General features: G+C 72.4%; 13 protein-coding genes. 6 read left to right on the top strand and 7 right to left on the bottom strand.

Going from position 1 to position 14,481, the window contains the following annotated elements; all coding sequences use genetic code 11:
* Positions 1-9: 9 nt before the first annotated feature.
* Positions 10-2,730, bottom strand: a complete 2,721-nt coding sequence (locus tag NW895_RS39605) for a LuxR family transcriptional regulator (RefSeq protein WP_289941988.1) — start codon at positions 2,728-2,730, stop codon at positions 10-12.
* A 139-nt stretch (positions 2,731-2,869) separates the two neighbouring features.
* Here NW895_RS39605 and NW895_RS39610 point away from each other — a divergent pair, with 139 nt between their 5' ends.
* The 3 genes from NW895_RS39610 to NW895_RS39620 all read left to right on the top strand — a co-directional run bounded on the left by NW895_RS39610 (position 2,870) and on the right by NW895_RS39620 (position 4,819).
* Positions 2,870-3,787 (top strand): SDR family oxidoreductase, encoded by a 918-nt coding sequence (locus NW895_RS39610; protein ID WP_289941989.1) that lies wholly within the window; start codon positions 2,870-2,872, stop codon positions 3,785-3,787.
* A 35-nt stretch (positions 3,788-3,822) separates the two neighbouring features.
* Complete coding sequence (locus NW895_RS39615) at positions 3,823-4,176, top strand: cytidine deaminase (RefSeq protein ID WP_289941991.1); 354 nt, start codon at positions 3,823-3,825, stop codon at positions 4,174-4,176.
* Between the two features lie 166 nt (positions 4,177-4,342).
* Positions 4,343-4,819, top strand: a complete 477-nt coding sequence (locus tag NW895_RS39620; protein ID WP_289941992.1) for a hypothetical protein — start codon at positions 4,343-4,345, stop codon at positions 4,817-4,819.
* Between the two features lie 25 nt (positions 4,820-4,844).
* On the opposite strand, the gene NW895_RS39625 is transcribed toward NW895_RS39620, so the two are convergent.
* Positions 4,845-5,183, bottom strand: a complete 339-nt coding sequence (locus NW895_RS39625; protein ID WP_289941994.1) for a P-II family nitrogen regulator — start codon at positions 5,181-5,183, stop codon at positions 4,845-4,847.
* Positions 5,180-6,487 (bottom strand): ammonium transporter, encoded by a 1,308-nt coding sequence (locus NW895_RS39630; protein ID WP_289941996.1) that lies wholly within the window; start codon positions 6,485-6,487, stop codon positions 5,180-5,182. The genes NW895_RS39625 and NW895_RS39630 overlap by 4 nt, the downstream gene beginning before the upstream one ends.
* Positions 6,488-6,652: 165 nt before the next feature.
* On the opposite strand from NW895_RS39630, the gene era reads away from it, so the two are divergent.
* Positions 6,653-7,621 (top strand): GTPase Era, encoded by a 969-nt coding sequence (gene era, locus NW895_RS39635; RefSeq protein WP_289941998.1) that lies wholly within the window; start codon positions 6,653-6,655, stop codon positions 7,619-7,621.
* Between the two features lie 27 nt (positions 7,622-7,648).
* On the opposite strand, the gene NW895_RS39640 is transcribed toward era, so the two are convergent.
* Genes NW895_RS39640 through NW895_RS39650 form a run of 3 tightly spaced genes read right to left on the bottom strand, consistent with a single transcriptional unit; the run spans position 7,649 to position 10,400 of the window.
* Positions 7,649-8,995 (bottom strand): GH1 family beta-glucosidase, encoded by a 1,347-nt coding sequence (locus NW895_RS39640; protein ID WP_289942000.1) that lies wholly within the window; start codon positions 8,993-8,995, stop codon positions 7,649-7,651.
* A gap of 46 nt (positions 8,996-9,041) precedes the next feature.
* Positions 9,042-9,308, bottom strand: a complete 267-nt coding sequence (locus tag NW895_RS39645) for a protealysin inhibitor emfourin (RefSeq protein ID WP_289942001.1) — start codon at positions 9,306-9,308, stop codon at positions 9,042-9,044.
* Between the two features lie 21 nt (positions 9,309-9,329).
* A complete protein-coding gene (locus NW895_RS39650; protein ID WP_289942002.1) occupies positions 9,330-10,400 on the bottom strand; it encodes a M4 family metallopeptidase in 1,071 nt (356 codons plus the stop codon).
* Positions 10,401-10,719: 319 nt separating this feature from the next.
* On the opposite strand from NW895_RS39650, the gene leuA reads away from it, so the two are divergent.
* Entirely contained in the window at positions 10,720-12,441 is a 1,722-nt protein-coding gene (gene leuA, locus NW895_RS39655; protein ID WP_289942003.1) for a 2-isopropylmalate synthase, read from the top strand.
* Positions 12,442-12,651: 210 nt separating this feature from the next.
* On the top strand, positions 12,652-13,347 hold the full coding sequence (locus tag NW895_RS39660; protein ID WP_289942005.1) for a TerB family tellurite resistance protein: 696 nt from the start codon (positions 12,652-12,654) through the stop codon (positions 13,345-13,347).
* A 154-nt stretch (positions 13,348-13,501) separates the two neighbouring features.
* Here NW895_RS39660 and NW895_RS39665 read toward each other — a convergent pair whose 3' ends face one another.
* Positions 13,502-14,437, bottom strand: a complete 936-nt coding sequence (locus NW895_RS39665) for a dihydrodipicolinate synthase family protein (protein ID WP_289942007.1) — start codon at positions 14,435-14,437, stop codon at positions 13,502-13,504.
* Positions 14,438-14,481: the final 44 nt, after the last annotated feature.

A 14,481-nucleotide genomic window follows, 5' to 3' on the forward strand; every position in this document is an offset into this window, starting at 1 on the left:
CGGGCGCCGTCACAGGTCCAGGTCGCGCAGCTCGGCCCGGCCCGTGACGCCCAGCTTGGGGAAGACCTTGTAGAGGTGGTAGCCGGCGGTGCGCGGGCTCATGGTGAGGCGGGCGCCGATCTCCCGGTTGGACAGGCCGCGCGCGGCGAGCCGGGCCACCCGCAGTTCCTGTGGCGTGAGCCGGGCCGCCGCGTCCCCGTGGCCATGGCGGGCGGAGGCGCCCGTGGCGCGCAGCTCGCCCCGGGCGCGGTCCCGCCACACCGGCGTGCCGATCCCGTCGAACAGGTCGACCGCGAACCGCAGCCGCTCCCGCGCGGCCACCGCCCGCCGGTCCCGGCGCAGCCGCTCCCCGTACGCGAGCGCGGCCCGGGCCCGCCAGAACGGCAGGCCGGCGAAACCGCGGTCCGCGGCGGCCCAGTGGTCGTCCAGGTCCCGCGGGTCCGTGTCGGGCGTGGCCGTCAGGAGCCGGCACAGGGCGGCCTGGGCGCGGGCCCACGGCAGTCCGCTGTGCTCGGCCCAGGCCGTGGCGCGCTCGGCCGTCCTGACCGCCGCCGCCCGGTCGCCGTCGGCCCACTGGGCCGACGTCAGGTCGGCGCTGCTCAGGCGGGCGATGCGGCGGTGCCCGCGGGCCGAGCCCGGAGTGTGCACGGGCAGCAGCCGCTCGTGCGCCTCGGCGTGGTCACCGCGGCCCAGCGCGAGCAGGGCCACGGCCCACGCGGCCTCGGCGGCCGCCGCGCGGTTGTTCAGCGGCAGCGCGGTGGCGGACGCCTCGTCGGCATACGTACGGCAGCGGGGTCCGTCGCCGTGCAGCGCGGCGACGCGGGCGAGCACGGCCAGGGCGTCGGCGGCCGACACGGGGTGCGCGAGGTCCCGGGCGAGCCGCAACGCCTCGTCGGCGTGCACGGCGGCCTCCTCCAGCCGTCCGGTGCGGCACTCCAGGTCGGCCAGCCACAGCAGCGGCCGGGGAAGCAGCGCGGCGACGCCGGCCTCCCGGATCCGCTCGCACGCGGTCTCGGCGAAGTCGCGGGCCCGCAGCGGGTCGGGTCCGTCCCGCGTGATCGCCAGGGGCCACAGCCAGCGGTGGACCCGGCTGGTGCCGAGGTCGTCAGGGGCGGCTCGGAGGACCGCCCAGGGATCGTGCGGTGCTTCGGGCGTTCCCTCGTACGCCACCGCCAGCAGGCGCCCGTACGACCGGTAGCGCGCGTCCACCCGCAACTCCGCGATGCGCGAGGCGGCCTGCCGCACAGCGTCGTCGTGGCCGGCGTGCTCGCCGGCGTCGCAGGCCATGAACAGCAGGGCGGCCGCGGCCTCGGGACGGTACGGGGCGTGTGCCTCGGCGGCCTCGGTCAGCTTCCGGAAGGCGTCCTCCTGGTCGCCGCCGGAGTGGGCGATCAGGCCGTGGAGGCGGGTGAGTTCGAGAGCCCCCGCATCGGTCTCGGGGCCCGGGTCCGGATGCTCGACGGCTGCCGCGCGGGCCACGAGGCGCCCGGCCGTATCCGGGTGGCCCGACTTCCACGCGGCGTGCGCCGCCGCCGCCAGGCGCCGGGTCCGGGTCCCCGGATCGGTGCCGAGTTCCGCGGCGCGGGCGAGGACCGCTGCCACCGCGGCCAGTCCGCCCCGCCCGGCGATGGCGTCCGCGTCCCGCTCCAGCGCGGCGGCCAGTTCCTCGTCGGGGCCCGTGCGGGCCAGCGCCCGGTGCCAGTGGGCGTCGTGCCCCGTCAGCACCTCGGCGAGCGCCAGGTGGGCGCGGGCCCGGTCCGGGAACGAGGCGTCCGCGTAGACCGCCGAGCGGACGAGGGGGTGCCGGAAGCGGAGGGCGGGGCCGGTGACGTGGAGCAGCCCGGCACGCTCGGCGGAGGCGAGCGCCACGTCGCCGGCCCCCAGCCGGGTCGCCGCGGCCAGCACCACGTCCGTACGGCCCCGGTCCTCGGCAGCCGCCACCAGCAGGAGCGTCCGGGCCTCGGCGGGCAGTGCGCGGGCCCGGTGGGCGAAGGCGTCGCGCAGCCGGGTGTCCAGGGGCAGCGGGCCGGGTGCCGTTCCGTCCGGCACGGGCAGCTCGGCCAGCGCGAGCGGATTGCCCTCGGCGGCGGCCAGCAGCGCGGCCGTGTCCACGCCCCGCACCCCGCGCACGGCGAGCAGCGCCCGGGCGGCTGCCGGAGCCAGGCCCGCCAGTTCCAGGGCGGGCAGATCGTGTACGGCCCGGTCCAGTCCGGGCTCGGCGCGCGCGGCGAGCAGTGCGGCGACGCGCGCGCCCGGGCGGCGGGCGGCGAACAGGACCGCCGAGCGGGTCGGGGCGTCGAGCCACTGCACATCGTCGACCGCGAGCAGGACCAGCCCCCCGGTGGCCAGGGCCCTCAGCAGCGACAGGACGGCCGTACGCACCGCGAGTTCGCCCGCCTCGGCTCCCCCGAGACCCAGGGCGCCTTCCAGAGCGGCTCGTTGGGGCGGTGGCAGCAGACCCGTGCGGTCCAGAACCGGAGCCAGCAGACCCAGCAGGCCGCCGAAGGGCGACGCCATGTCCGACTCGACCCCCGTGCACCGCAGCACGGTGGTCCCGGGATGCTCCCGTACGGCGTGGGCCACGGCGTCGTCGAGCAGTGCCGTCTTGCCGATGCCGGGCTCCCCGCGCAGGAACAGCGTCCGCCCGTGCCCGGCGGCCGCGTCGGCCAGGAGCCCGCGCAAGAAGGCCCGTTCGCTTTCTCGTCCGTACACCGTCCCTCGTTCCCCCACCCCTGGAGGCTAGGGGGTGTTTCGAAAGTCCCGCACACCCCTGGCCGACACCAGTCGAAGTGACAGATGCCCGCGCCCGGCCCGCCGGCGGAGAGTCGTATGCGTACCGACCGCCGTCGCATGCCGAAGGAACTCCACCGTGTCAGCATCCTCGTTCAGCCGTCGTGCCGCGCTCTCGGGAGCGCTCGCCACCGCCGTGGGAGTCGCCGCGGCCCCCCGGTCCGGTGCCGCCGAGCGGGGCGGTGGCCGTTTCGCCGGGAAGGTCGTCGCCGTCACCGGCGCCACCTCGGGCATCGGCCGTGCCGCCGCGCGGGCCTTCGCCGCCGAGGGGGCCAAGGTCGGCTTCTGCGGGCGCCGCCGTGCCCTGGGCCGCGAGGTCGAGCGGGAGATCCGGCGCGCGGGCGGCGAGGCCGTCTACCTGCACGCGGACGTCCGCGAGGCGGAGCAGGTCGAGGCCTTCGTCGACGGGGTGGCGGGCCGGTACGGCGGCCTCGACATCGCCTTCAACAACGCGGGGATCGAGACCTCCAGGAAGGTCCACGAGATGAGCGTCGCCGAGTGGGACGACCTGCTCGCCACGAACGAGCGTGGCGTCTTCCTCGCGGTGAAGTACGAGATCCCGCACCTGCTGCGGCGCGGCGGGGGAGTGATCCTGTGCACCTCGTCCGCGGGCGCCGAACGGGTCCGCCCCGGGCACGCGGCGTACGCGGCGAGCAAGCGGGGCGTCGAGGGGATCGTGCGGGCCGCGGCACTGGACTACGGTGACCGGGGCATCCGGATCAACGCCATCCGGCCCGGCACGACCGACACTCCGCTGGTGCGGCCCGCCGGGGTGGCGGACGCCGACTGGGAGGCGTTCAAGAAGGCGTGGGGGCCGTTGAACGTGCCGGGACTGGGGCGGATGGCCACGGCCGAGGAGATCGCCGGCGCGGTGCTGGCCCTGTCGTCCGACGAGTTCCCGTACCAGACGGGGACGGAGATCGCGGTGGACGGCGGCGCCACCGCGGGCGGTCCCCAGGTGTGGCCGCAGGGGTTCCCGAAGCCGCCGGGGGTGTGAGCCACCGCGGCCGGGCTTCTTCGTATGCTCAGGTCATGACCGACACCAGCGCGCTTGACCCCGAGGACCGCAAGATCGTGACCCTGGCCCGTTCCGCGCGGGCCCGCAACGGTGTGCCCGAGGGGGCCGCCGTCCGGGACGAGACCGGGCGTACGTATGTCGCCGGGACCGTTGCCCTCGACTCGCTGAAGCTCAGTGCGCTGCGGACGGCGGTGGCGATGGCGGTGGCGTCCGGGGCGACGTCGCTGGAGGCGGCGGCGGTGGTGACGGAGGCCGAAGGGGTGTCGGACGAGGACCGGGCCGCCGTACGGGATCTGGGGGGAGCGGAGACGCCCGTGCTGGTGGCCGGGCCTGACGGGGGCGTGCGGCTGACGGTTTCCGCGGGCTGAGAGCCGGACGGCCGGGAAGTCGTCCGGAATTCATCCTTGCCGTCCCTTGCCTGCGGGGCATCAATGGAACCGACGGTTTCTGATGGGCCGTCAGTTTCCGCTCGGTGCAGTGTGCCCGCACCCACCTGCCGGGCAGTTCCCCCCACGGAAAGGGAGCCGGAACCCCATGACAGGCAAGAGAATCGCAACAGGTGCGGCACTGGCGGCCGGGGCCCTCGCGGTCGCCGGGCTCGCCCTCGCGCCCACCGCCGTCGCCGTCACCCCACAGACGGCGACGATCACCGCCGACTGCGGATTCTTCGGCGGCGGCGAGGCCACCCTGACGGCGACGCAGAACGGCACCGCCGCCACCCTCACCCTCAGCTCCGCCGCGATCACCGCGCCCGTCGCACTGGGCGCGGACTCGATCTCCTCCACGCTCACCCTGGTGAAGTCCGGCGGCGGCACCGTCGCGTTCACCGGCACGAAGAACCCGGCGATGGCCGCCGGTGCCCCCGTCACGGTCGGCCCGCTCGCCGGCACCGTGGCCTCCGGCGACAGCCTGCAGGCCTACGGCGGCTCGCTGCGGATGACGGTCTTCGGCATCACCATCACCTGCACGGCGACCGGGCCGCAGTCACCGGGCCCGTTCGTGTTCGACTGACCCGCGCGCGGCCGCGGCCCCGGTGCTACAGCGCGTCGGGGCCGCGTTCGCCCGTCCGGACCCGTACGACCGTGTCGACGGGCAGTGCCCAGACCTTGCCGTCCCCGATCTTGCCGGTCTGCGCGGCCTTCACGACCGCGTCGATGACGGCGTCGGCGTCCGCGTCCTCGACGACGACCTCGATCCGGACCTTGGGTACGAGGTCCACCTGGTACTCGGCGCCGCGGTAGACCTCGGTGTGGCCGCGCTGCCGGCCGTAACCGCTCGCCTCGCTGACGGTCAGGCCCTGGATGCCCAGTTCCTGCAGGGCGGTCTTGACTTCGTCGAGGCGGTACGGCTTGACGATGGCGGTGATGAGCTTCATGCCTGGGACGTGACCTTCTGCGCGGTGGGGACGACGGACGAGGTGACCGGGGCGCCATGGCCCAGGACGCCGTGATCGTAGGCCGTCTCGGCGTGCACGGTAAGGTCCAGGCCGGTCTGTTCCTGCTCTTCGCTCGCGCGGAAGCCCATCGCCTTGTCGATCAGCTTGCCCAGAGCGTAGGTGACGGCGAAGGCGTACACCCCCACGACGACCACGGCCAGCAGCTGCTTGCCGAGCTGGGCGAGGCCGCCGCCGTAGAGGAGGCCCTCGGCGCCGCCGGTCATCTCCTCGACCGCGAAGACGCCGATCAGCAGGGTGCCGATGATGCCGCCGACCAGGTGGACGCCGACGACGTCCAGGGAGTCGTCGTAGTTCAGCCTGAACTTCCAGCTCACCGCGTAGGAGCAGAGGACACCGGCGGCCAGTCTGACGACCAGGGCGCCGAGCAGGGAGACCGAGCCGCAGGACGGGGTGATGGCGACCAGGCCCGCGACCGCGCCGGAGGCCGCGCCGAGCGTCGTCGGGTGGCCGTCGCGCTTCTGCTCGACGAAGAGCCAGCCGAGCAGGCCGGTGCAGCCGGCGGCGAGGGTGTTCAGGAACGCGGCGGCCGCGAGGCCGTTCGCGCCGAGGGCCGAGCCCGAGTTGAAGCCGAACCAGCCGAACCAGAGCAGACCGGCGCCGAGCACGACCATGGGGAGGTTGTGCGGCCGCATGGCCTCCTTCTTGAACCCGATGCGCGGGCCGAGGACCAGGCACAACGCCAGCCCCGACGCGCCGGAGGTGATCTCGACGGGCAGGCCGCCCGCGAAGTCGAGGGCGCCGAGCCTGTCGAGGATCCAGCCGCCCGGGCCCCAGACCCAGTGCGTGACCGGAACGTATACGAGCAGGGCCCACACGGGTACGAAGACCAGCCACGCCCCGAACTTGGCGCGGTCGGCGATCGCACCGCTGATCAGCGCCGCCGTGATGATCGCGAAGGTGAGCTGGAAGGTGGCGAACAGCAGGGTGGGGACGGTGCCGTGCACGCTGTCCGGGCCGAGGCCGCGCAGGCCGGCGTGGTCGAGTCCGCCGATGAGGCCGCCGCCGATGTCGTCGCCGAAGGCGAGGGAGTAACCGGCGGCCAGCCAGACCACCGTGACCAGGGCGATCGACACGAAGCTCATCATCAGCATGTTGAGGACGCTCTTCGTGCGGACCATGCCGCCGTAGAAGAGGGCCAGGCCCGGGGTCATCAGCAGGACGAGGGCGGTGGCGGCGAGCAGCCAGGCGGTGTCGCCGGTGTCGACGCTTGCGGCGAGGGTCACGGTCGTCTCCAACGGTGCGGGGGCTCGTCAGAGGGTCACGGGCGCGCGTTTCCGGTTGCCTACAGATGTGTTTCCTGGGTGTTTCGTGTTGCGTGGGCGTTTCCAGAAGCTCACCGGGGAAGCCGGGGCGCACACGGTGCGGGGGAGCCTTGTGGATCAGGGACAATGATGGCCATGAGCGTTCGCAGTCAGTCATCCGAGCCGTCGGAAACGTCCGAGGCCGTCCACCGGGCGGGCTTCGCCTGTTTCGTGGGCCGTCCCAACGCGGGTAAGTCCACCCTCACGAACGCTCTGGTCGGGCAGAAGGTGGCGATCACCTCGAACCGGCCGCAGACGACCCGGCACACGGTCCGGGGAATCGTGCACCGCCCCGACGCGCAGCTGATCCTCGTCGACACCCCGGGGCTGCACAAGCCGCGCACGCTGCTGGGCGAACGCCTGAACGACGTCGTACGCACCACATGGGCCGAGGTCGACGTCATCGGCTTCTGCCTCCCCGCCGACCAGAAGATCGGCCCGGGCGACCGCTTCATCGCCAAGGAACTCGCCGGGATCAGGAAGACCCCGAAGGTCGCGATCGTCACCAAGACGGACCTGGTGGACTCCAAGGCCCTCGCCGAGCAGCTGATCGCGATCGACCAGCTGGGCAAGGAGCTGGGGATCGAGTGGGCCGAGATCGTGCCCGTGTCGGCCGTGGGCGACAAGCAGGTGAACCTGCTGGCGGACCTGCTGGTCCCGCTGCTGCCGGAAGGGCCGGCGCTGTACCCGGAGGGCGACCTCACGGACGAGCCCGAGCAGGTCATGGTCGCGGAACTGATCCGTGAGGCGGCCCTGGAAGGCGTACGGGACGAACTCCCGCACTCCATCGCGGTCGTCGTCGAGGAGATGCTCCCGCGCGAGGACCGCCCCGCCGACAAGCCCCTCCTCTACATCCACGCCAACCTGTTCATCGAACGCCCCAGCCAGAAGGGCATCATCATCGGCCCCAAGGGCAAGCGGCTGAAGGAGGTCGGCATGAAGTCCCGCAAGCACATCGAGGCGCTGCTGGGGACGCCGGTCTTCCTCGACCTGCATGTGAAGGTGGCGAAGGACTGGCAGCGGGACCCGAAGCAGCTGCGGCGGCTGGGGTTCTGACCTGCCCGTCCGGGGCGCGCGGACCCCTCAGTCGCCGCCCCGAGCCGGCCGGCCCGCAGCCCGGATCAGGTCCCGGTACCAGCCGTACGACGCCTTCGGCGTGCGCTCCAACGTCTCGAAGTCCACGTGCACCAGCCCGAACCGGCGCGCGTACCCCTCGGCCCACTCGAAGTTGTCCAGCAGTGACCACACGAAGTAGCCGCGCACGTCCACGCCCGCTTCCACCGCTCGGTGCAGTGCCCGGATGTGCCCGTCGAGGTAGGTGATGCGGTCCTGGTCGTCGATGCCCTCGTAGCTGCAGCCGTTCTCGGTGATGACGACCGGCGGGAGCCGGTCGCCGTAGCGGTCGCGGAAGCCGGTGAGGAGTTCGGTCAGGGCATCGGGGACGACGGGCCAGCCGAAGTCCGTCACCGGGTGGCCCTCGATCTCCCGTACCGAGAAGGGGAGTTCGGCGGGCAGTGACAGGCCGCCGAACTCGATCCGGGTGCCCTGCGGGGCGCCGACCCTCGTCGGCGCGTAGAAGTTGATGCCGTACCAGTCGATCGGCTCCGCGATGACCTTCAGGTCCGACTGCACGTCCCCCGGCATCAACTCGCCCACGCCCTCCGGGTACCGGCCCAGCAGCAGGGGGTCGGAGAACAGGCGGTTGAGCAGCACGTCGTAGAACTCCGCCGCCTCCAGGTCCGCCGGCTCCCCGGACGCCGCCCAGGTCGGGCCGTGCGAGTTGGCGATCCCGATGTCCGTGGCCCCGGCCGCGCGCAGCGCCCGTACCGCCAGGCCATGGGCGAGGAGCTGGTGGTGAGCGACGGGGAGGGCGTCGAAGAGCAGCTGCTTCCCGGGGGCGTGGGCGCCCAGGGCGTGGCCCAGGAGGGTGTGCTCGGCGGGCTCGTTGAGGGTGATCCACTTCTTCACGCGGTCGCCGAGACGGTCGGCGACGTCCGACACGTACTCCGCGAAGCGGGACGCCGTGTCCCGGTCCAGCCAGTCCAGCCCCAGGGGCAGGTCCCAGTGGAAGAGGGTCGGGACCGGTCGCACGCCCGCCGCGCACAGCTCGTCCACCAGACGGTCGTAGAAGTCCAGGCCCTTTCCCGAGCGCACCCTCGGCCAGGAGACGGAGAAGCGGTACGCGGTCACGCCCAGGCCGGCCAGGAGGGCCACGTCCTCGCGGTAGCGGTGGTAGTGGTCGCAGGCGACCGCCGCCGTCGAGCCGTCCTTCACCCGTCCGGGCTCGGCCGTGAAGGCGTCCCACACGGACGGCTCGCGCTCGTCCGCCGCCCCCTCGATCTGGTGGGCGGAGGTCGACACGCCCCACAGGAAGCCGTCGGGGAACGCCGGGAACTCGGGTGTCGGGTTGGTCGCCATGCGCCGGATCATCCGTACCAGCGGTAACGGAAGTCAACCGGCAGGTGGGAACTGCCGGTTACGCGCCCTCCTTCAGCACGCGCGAGATCAGCTTCCGCTGATCGTCCGTGAGCCGGGGATCGGACGCGTACACCGTCTGCCCGTCCACCGTGATCTGGTAGCTGAAGCCGTCCGGAACCCCGATCGGGGGTGTGCCCCGGCCGGCGGCCACCGCCTTCTCGGCCAGGGCGTGCCACTCGTGCGCGTCGGGGCGCCCCGAGGTGTCCACCTCGGCATGGCGCTCGATGCCCGCGAACCCGCCCGTGCGCCTCACCTGAATACGCATGGGTCCCTGTCTAGTACGGAACTACAGGGTCCGCACCCCGACCTGCTCCCAGGCCTTGCTCACCGCGTCGAGCTCGTCGCCCTGCCCGTACCGCTCCCGCGCCGCCTTCACCGTCAGCGTGGCGAAGTCCACGAACAGCGCGTCCTGCTTCAGCTCACCCCCGGTCAGCACGTCGTACCAGATCTGCCCGGCCCGTTCCCAGGCATGGCCGCCCAGCGCCGTGGCGGCGAGGTAGAAGGCGTGGTTGGGGATGCCGGAGTTGATGTGGACGCCGCCGTTGTCGCGGCCGGTGCGGACGTAGTCGTCCATGGTCGCGGGCTGCGGGTCCTTGCCGAGGACGTCGTCGTCGTACGCCGTGCCCGGTGCCTTCATCGAGCGCAGCGCCTTGCCCGTCACGCGCGGGGCGAGCAGGCCGGCGCCGATCAGCCAGTCGGCCTCGGCGGCGGTCTGGCCGAGCGTGTACTGCTTGATCAGCGCGCCGAAGACGTCCGACATGGACTCGTTGAGGGCGCCGGGCTGGCCGAAGTAGGTCAGGTTGGCCGTGTACTGGGTGACGCCGTGGGTGAGTTCGTGGCCGATGACGTCGATGGGGATGGTGAAGTCGAGGAAGATCTCGCCGTCCCCGTCGCCGAAGACCATCTGCTCGCCGTTCCAGAAGGCGTTGTTGTAGTCGCGGTCGTAGTGGACCGTCGCGTCCAGGGGGAGTCCGCTGCCGTCGATCGAGTCGCGCTCGTACGCCTTCAGGAACAGCTCGAAGGTGGCGCCGAGGCCCGCGTAGGCACGGTTGACGGTGGCGTCCTTGCCGGGCTCCGCGCCCTCGCCCCGCACCTTGCGGCCGGGCAGGTCGGTGCCGTGCCGGGCGTCGTAGACGGTGCGGTGGGGTTTCGCGGGCTCGGCCCCGGCGGGCGGGGCGACGGACGGGGCGCCGATGACCGTGGTCAGGCGGCGCTGGGTGCGCTCGTAGGCGTCGCGCTGGAGGGTCTGGCGGGCGGGGCGGGACAGGGCGGGGTCCTCGGCTTGCGCGAGCTTGTCGAGGACGTGCGGCGGCACGATGGTGCAGAAGACGGGCTCGAAGCCCCCGTTGGTCGTCATGCACGGCACCCTTGCACTGTGTTATGCCGCTGTCACTACCCGCAACCATGATTGGTGAAATGGGGCGGCGAGGCGCCCCGGGTCCGGTGCGGGAGTGGTATAGGGCACTTTTTGTCCCGTTTATGCTCCGGGTCCCGCATACTGATACGGACCCACGTATCCGGAGGGGCTCCGCTAGCATGCTCAGCATCATGCGTTTCGGGCTGCTTCTCCTTAGCTGCCGCGGCGAGGGCCTGTAGTCGAGGCCGACTCCCTCCCCGCGGAGCTTGGCGTTGCGTCGTCGGCCGTCCTTCCGGACACCCTGAGGAGCCCCCGCATCATGGCGAACCGCCAGCAGCCCAGTTCCATGCCGATCCACAAGTACGGCAAGTACGAGCAGGTCGACATCCCCGACCGGACCTGGCCGGACAACCGGATCACCGTCGCCCCCCGCTGGCTCTCCACCGACCTGCGCGACGGCAACCAGGCCCTGATCGACCCCATGTCGCCCGCGCGCAAGCGCGCGATGTTCGACCTGCTGGTCAAGATGGGCTACAAGGAGATCGAGGTCGGTTTCCCGGCCTCCGGCCAGACCGACTTCGACTTCGTGCGCTCGATCATCGAGGAAGAGGGCGCGATCCCCGACGACGTCACGATCTCCGTCCTGACCCAGGCCCGCGAGGACCTGATCGAGCGGACCGTGGAGTCCCTGAAGGGCGCCAGGCGCGCCACGGTCCACCTCTACAACGCCACCGCCCCGGTCTTCCGCCGGGTCGTCTTCCGCGGCTCCAAGGACGACATCAAGCAGATCGCCGTCGACGGCACGCGGCTGGTCATGGAGTACGCCGAGAAGCTGCTGGGCCCGGAGACCGAGTTCGGCTACCAGTACAGCCCGGAGATCTTCACCGACACCGAGCTGGACTTCGCGCTGGAGGTCTGCGAGGCGGTCATGGACGTCTGGCAGCCCGGTCCGGGCCGCGAGATCATCCTCAACCTGCCCGCCACCGTGGAGCGTTCGACGCCGTCCACGCACGCCGACCGCTTCGAGTGGATGGGCCGCAACCTCTCCCGCCGCGAGCACGTCTGCCTGTCCGTCCACCCGCACAACGACCGCGGTACGGCCGTCGCCGCCGCCGAGCTGGCGCTGATGGCCGGCGCCGACCGCGTCGAGGGCTGCCTGTTCGGGCAGGGCGAGCGCACCGGCAACGTCGACCTGGTCACCCTGGGCATGAACCTGTTCTCCCAGGGCGTCGACCCGCAGATCGACTTCTCCGACATCGACGAGATCCGTCGTACGTGGGAGTACTGCAACCAGATGGAGGTCCACCCGCGCCACCCGTACGTGGGCGACCTGGTCTACACGTCCTTCTCCGGCTCCCACCAGGACGCCATCAAGAAGGGCTTCGACGCGATGGAGGCCGACGCGGCCGCCAAGGGCGTCACGGTCGACGACATCGAGTGGGCGGTTCCGTACCTGCCGATCGATCCCAAGGACGTCGGCCGGTCCTACGAGGCCGTCATCCGCGTCAACTCGCAGTCCGGCAAGGGCGGTATCGCGTACGTCCTGAAGAACGACCACAAGCTGGACCTGCCGCGCCGGATGCAGATCGAGTTCTCGAAGATCATCCAGGCGAAGACGGACGCCGAGGGCGGCGAGGTCACGCCGAAGGACATCTGGGCGGTCTTCCAGGACGAGTACCTGCCCAACCCCGAGAACCCCTGGGGCCGCATCCAGGTGAAGAACGGTCAGTCCACCACCGACCGGGACGGCATCGACACGCTCACCGTCGAGGCCACCGTCGACGGCGAGGACACCGTGCTGACCGGCACCGGCAACGGTCCGATCTCGGCCTTCTTCGACGCCCTGCAGTCCATCGGCATCGACGTACGCCTCCTGGACTACCAGGAGCACACGATGAGCGAGGGCGCCTCCGCGCAGGCCGCCTCCTACATCGAGTGCGCCATCGACGACAAGGTCCTGTGGGGCATCGGAATCGACGCGAACACCACCCGGGCCTCCCTGAAGGCCGTCGTCTCGGCCGTCAACCGGGCGACTCGCTGACCAGCCGCAAAGGGCACGCGGCCGGAGGCCGCTGAGGGAAGCCGCACGGGCCCTGTCCGCCGTACACCGGCGGGCGGGGCCTCGTCACATATGAGCCAATCCTCGTGGAGGTCACGGAAAGGTCACCTCCGGGGTACTGACTCCACCTCGGTGATGTGGCTAACATCACGCCAGCGCGACGACGATGCCGCGGGCTTACGGAGGTGCGACGTGCTGCCAGGACGGGGACGAAACGGCCGTGCCGCCAGGCGTGCCCGCATCCTGGGCACCCGTACCGCATGGACGGCCGTAGGAGACGGGGAGTTCTTCTGCCCCGGCTGCGGAGGCGACCGCAACTACCAGCGCCTCACCGGCCGCCGGCGCTTCACCTGCCTCGGCGTGCCCGTGCTGCCGCGCGGTGAGACCGGACCGGTCGTGGAGTGCGCCGCCTGCCACCGCCACTTCGGCACCGACGTCCTGGACCACCCGACCACCACCCGCTTCTCCGCGATGCTCCGCGACGCCGTCCACACCGTCGCCCTGGCGGTGCTGGCAGCGGGCGGCACCTCCTCCCGTACGTCCCTGGAGACGGCCGCGAGCGCGGTGCGTGCCGCCGGCTTCGACGACTGCACGGAGGAACAGCTCAGCGCCCTCGTCGAGGCGCTGGCGGCGGACACCGGGCGGGTCTTCGAGGAGCCGTGCGGGGCGGGCCTGGCCATAGAGCTGCACGAGGCGCTGGACCCGCTGGCCCCGCACCTCGCCCCCGTCGGCCGCGAATCGATCCTGCTCCAGGGCGCCCGCATCGCCCTGGCGGACGGTCCCTACACGCCCGCCGAGCGCGACGCCCTCGCCACCGTCGGGGCGGCCCTGACCATCTGCGCCGACGACGTGAAACGGCTGCTGGAGGCGGCGCGTACGCCGTCGTAGGACCGCTACCGGGTGCCCACCGCCGTGAGCACCGAGCAGGAAGGCCGCGACGGCCCCGATACCGTCGAGCACGAGCAACCCGGCGGCCAGGGGTGGGGGCGGTCATGGGCACGAACCTGCCTCGAAAGCCGGGCCGGGGCCTGAGTACGGGTACCTACAGCAACCCCGCCGCCGCCAGGTACTCCCGTACTCGTTCCACCTCCTCCTTCGACAACGGCACCTGCGGCTCGGCCGTCACCGGACAGTCGATGACGCCCCGCAGGTGCAGCGCGGCCTTGAAGGCGCCGATGGCCGAGGAACTCGCGCCCATCCGGGCGGGGTCCGCGACGCGGACCATGCCGAACAGCGTGCACAGGCGTTCCTGTTCGGCCCGGGCACCGTCCCGGTCGCCGGCCCGGCAGAGGCGGTCGAGGCGGACGTAGCCGTGCGGGTCGACGTTGGCGAGGCCGGGCACGGCCCCGTCGGCGCCCAGTGCGAGGGCCGCGTCGACGGTCAGCTCGGAGCCGGTCAGCGCGCTGAAGCCGGTGATGCCGGGGTGCGTACGGGCGCCGGTCACCACGTCCCGGAAGCCGGCCAGGTCGCCGCTGGAGTCCTTCAGGCCGGCCAGGACACCCTCGGCGGCCAGCTCCAGCACCACGTCGGCGGGCAGCTTGGTGTGCACGCCGGACGGAAGGTCGTAGGCGACGACCGGGACCGGGGAGGCGGCGGCGACGAGGCGGTAGTGGCGGGCGATCTCCGCCGGGTGGGTGCGGGTGTAGAAGGGCGCGGTGACGACGACGGCGTCGGCGCCCGCCGCCGTGACGGACGCGACGTGGTCCAGGACGCGCGGGGTCGTCATGTCGATGGCGCCCGCCAGGACGGGGAGCCGACCGCCCACCTGGGCCACGGTCGTCTCCACGACCAGCCTGCGCTGCCGGTCCGTCAGATACGCCGCCTCCGATGACGTGCCGAGCACGAACAGCCCGTGCACCCCGCTCTCCACCAGGTGGTCGATCAGCCTGAGCAGCGAAGGGACGTCCACCTCGCGGTCCGGTGTCAGGGGCGTGCAGACGGGCGGGACGACACCGGTCAGCGGGGCGGGGAAGGTCATGAAGGCTCCCTGGCGTAGCGGCTGTGCTCCTCCCCTGGATGGTG

Origin of the sequence: Streptomyces sp. S.PNR 29, assembly GCF_030386795.1 — a bacterium.
Classification (GTDB): Bacteria; Actinomycetota; Actinomycetes; order Streptomycetales; family Streptomycetaceae; genus Streptomyces.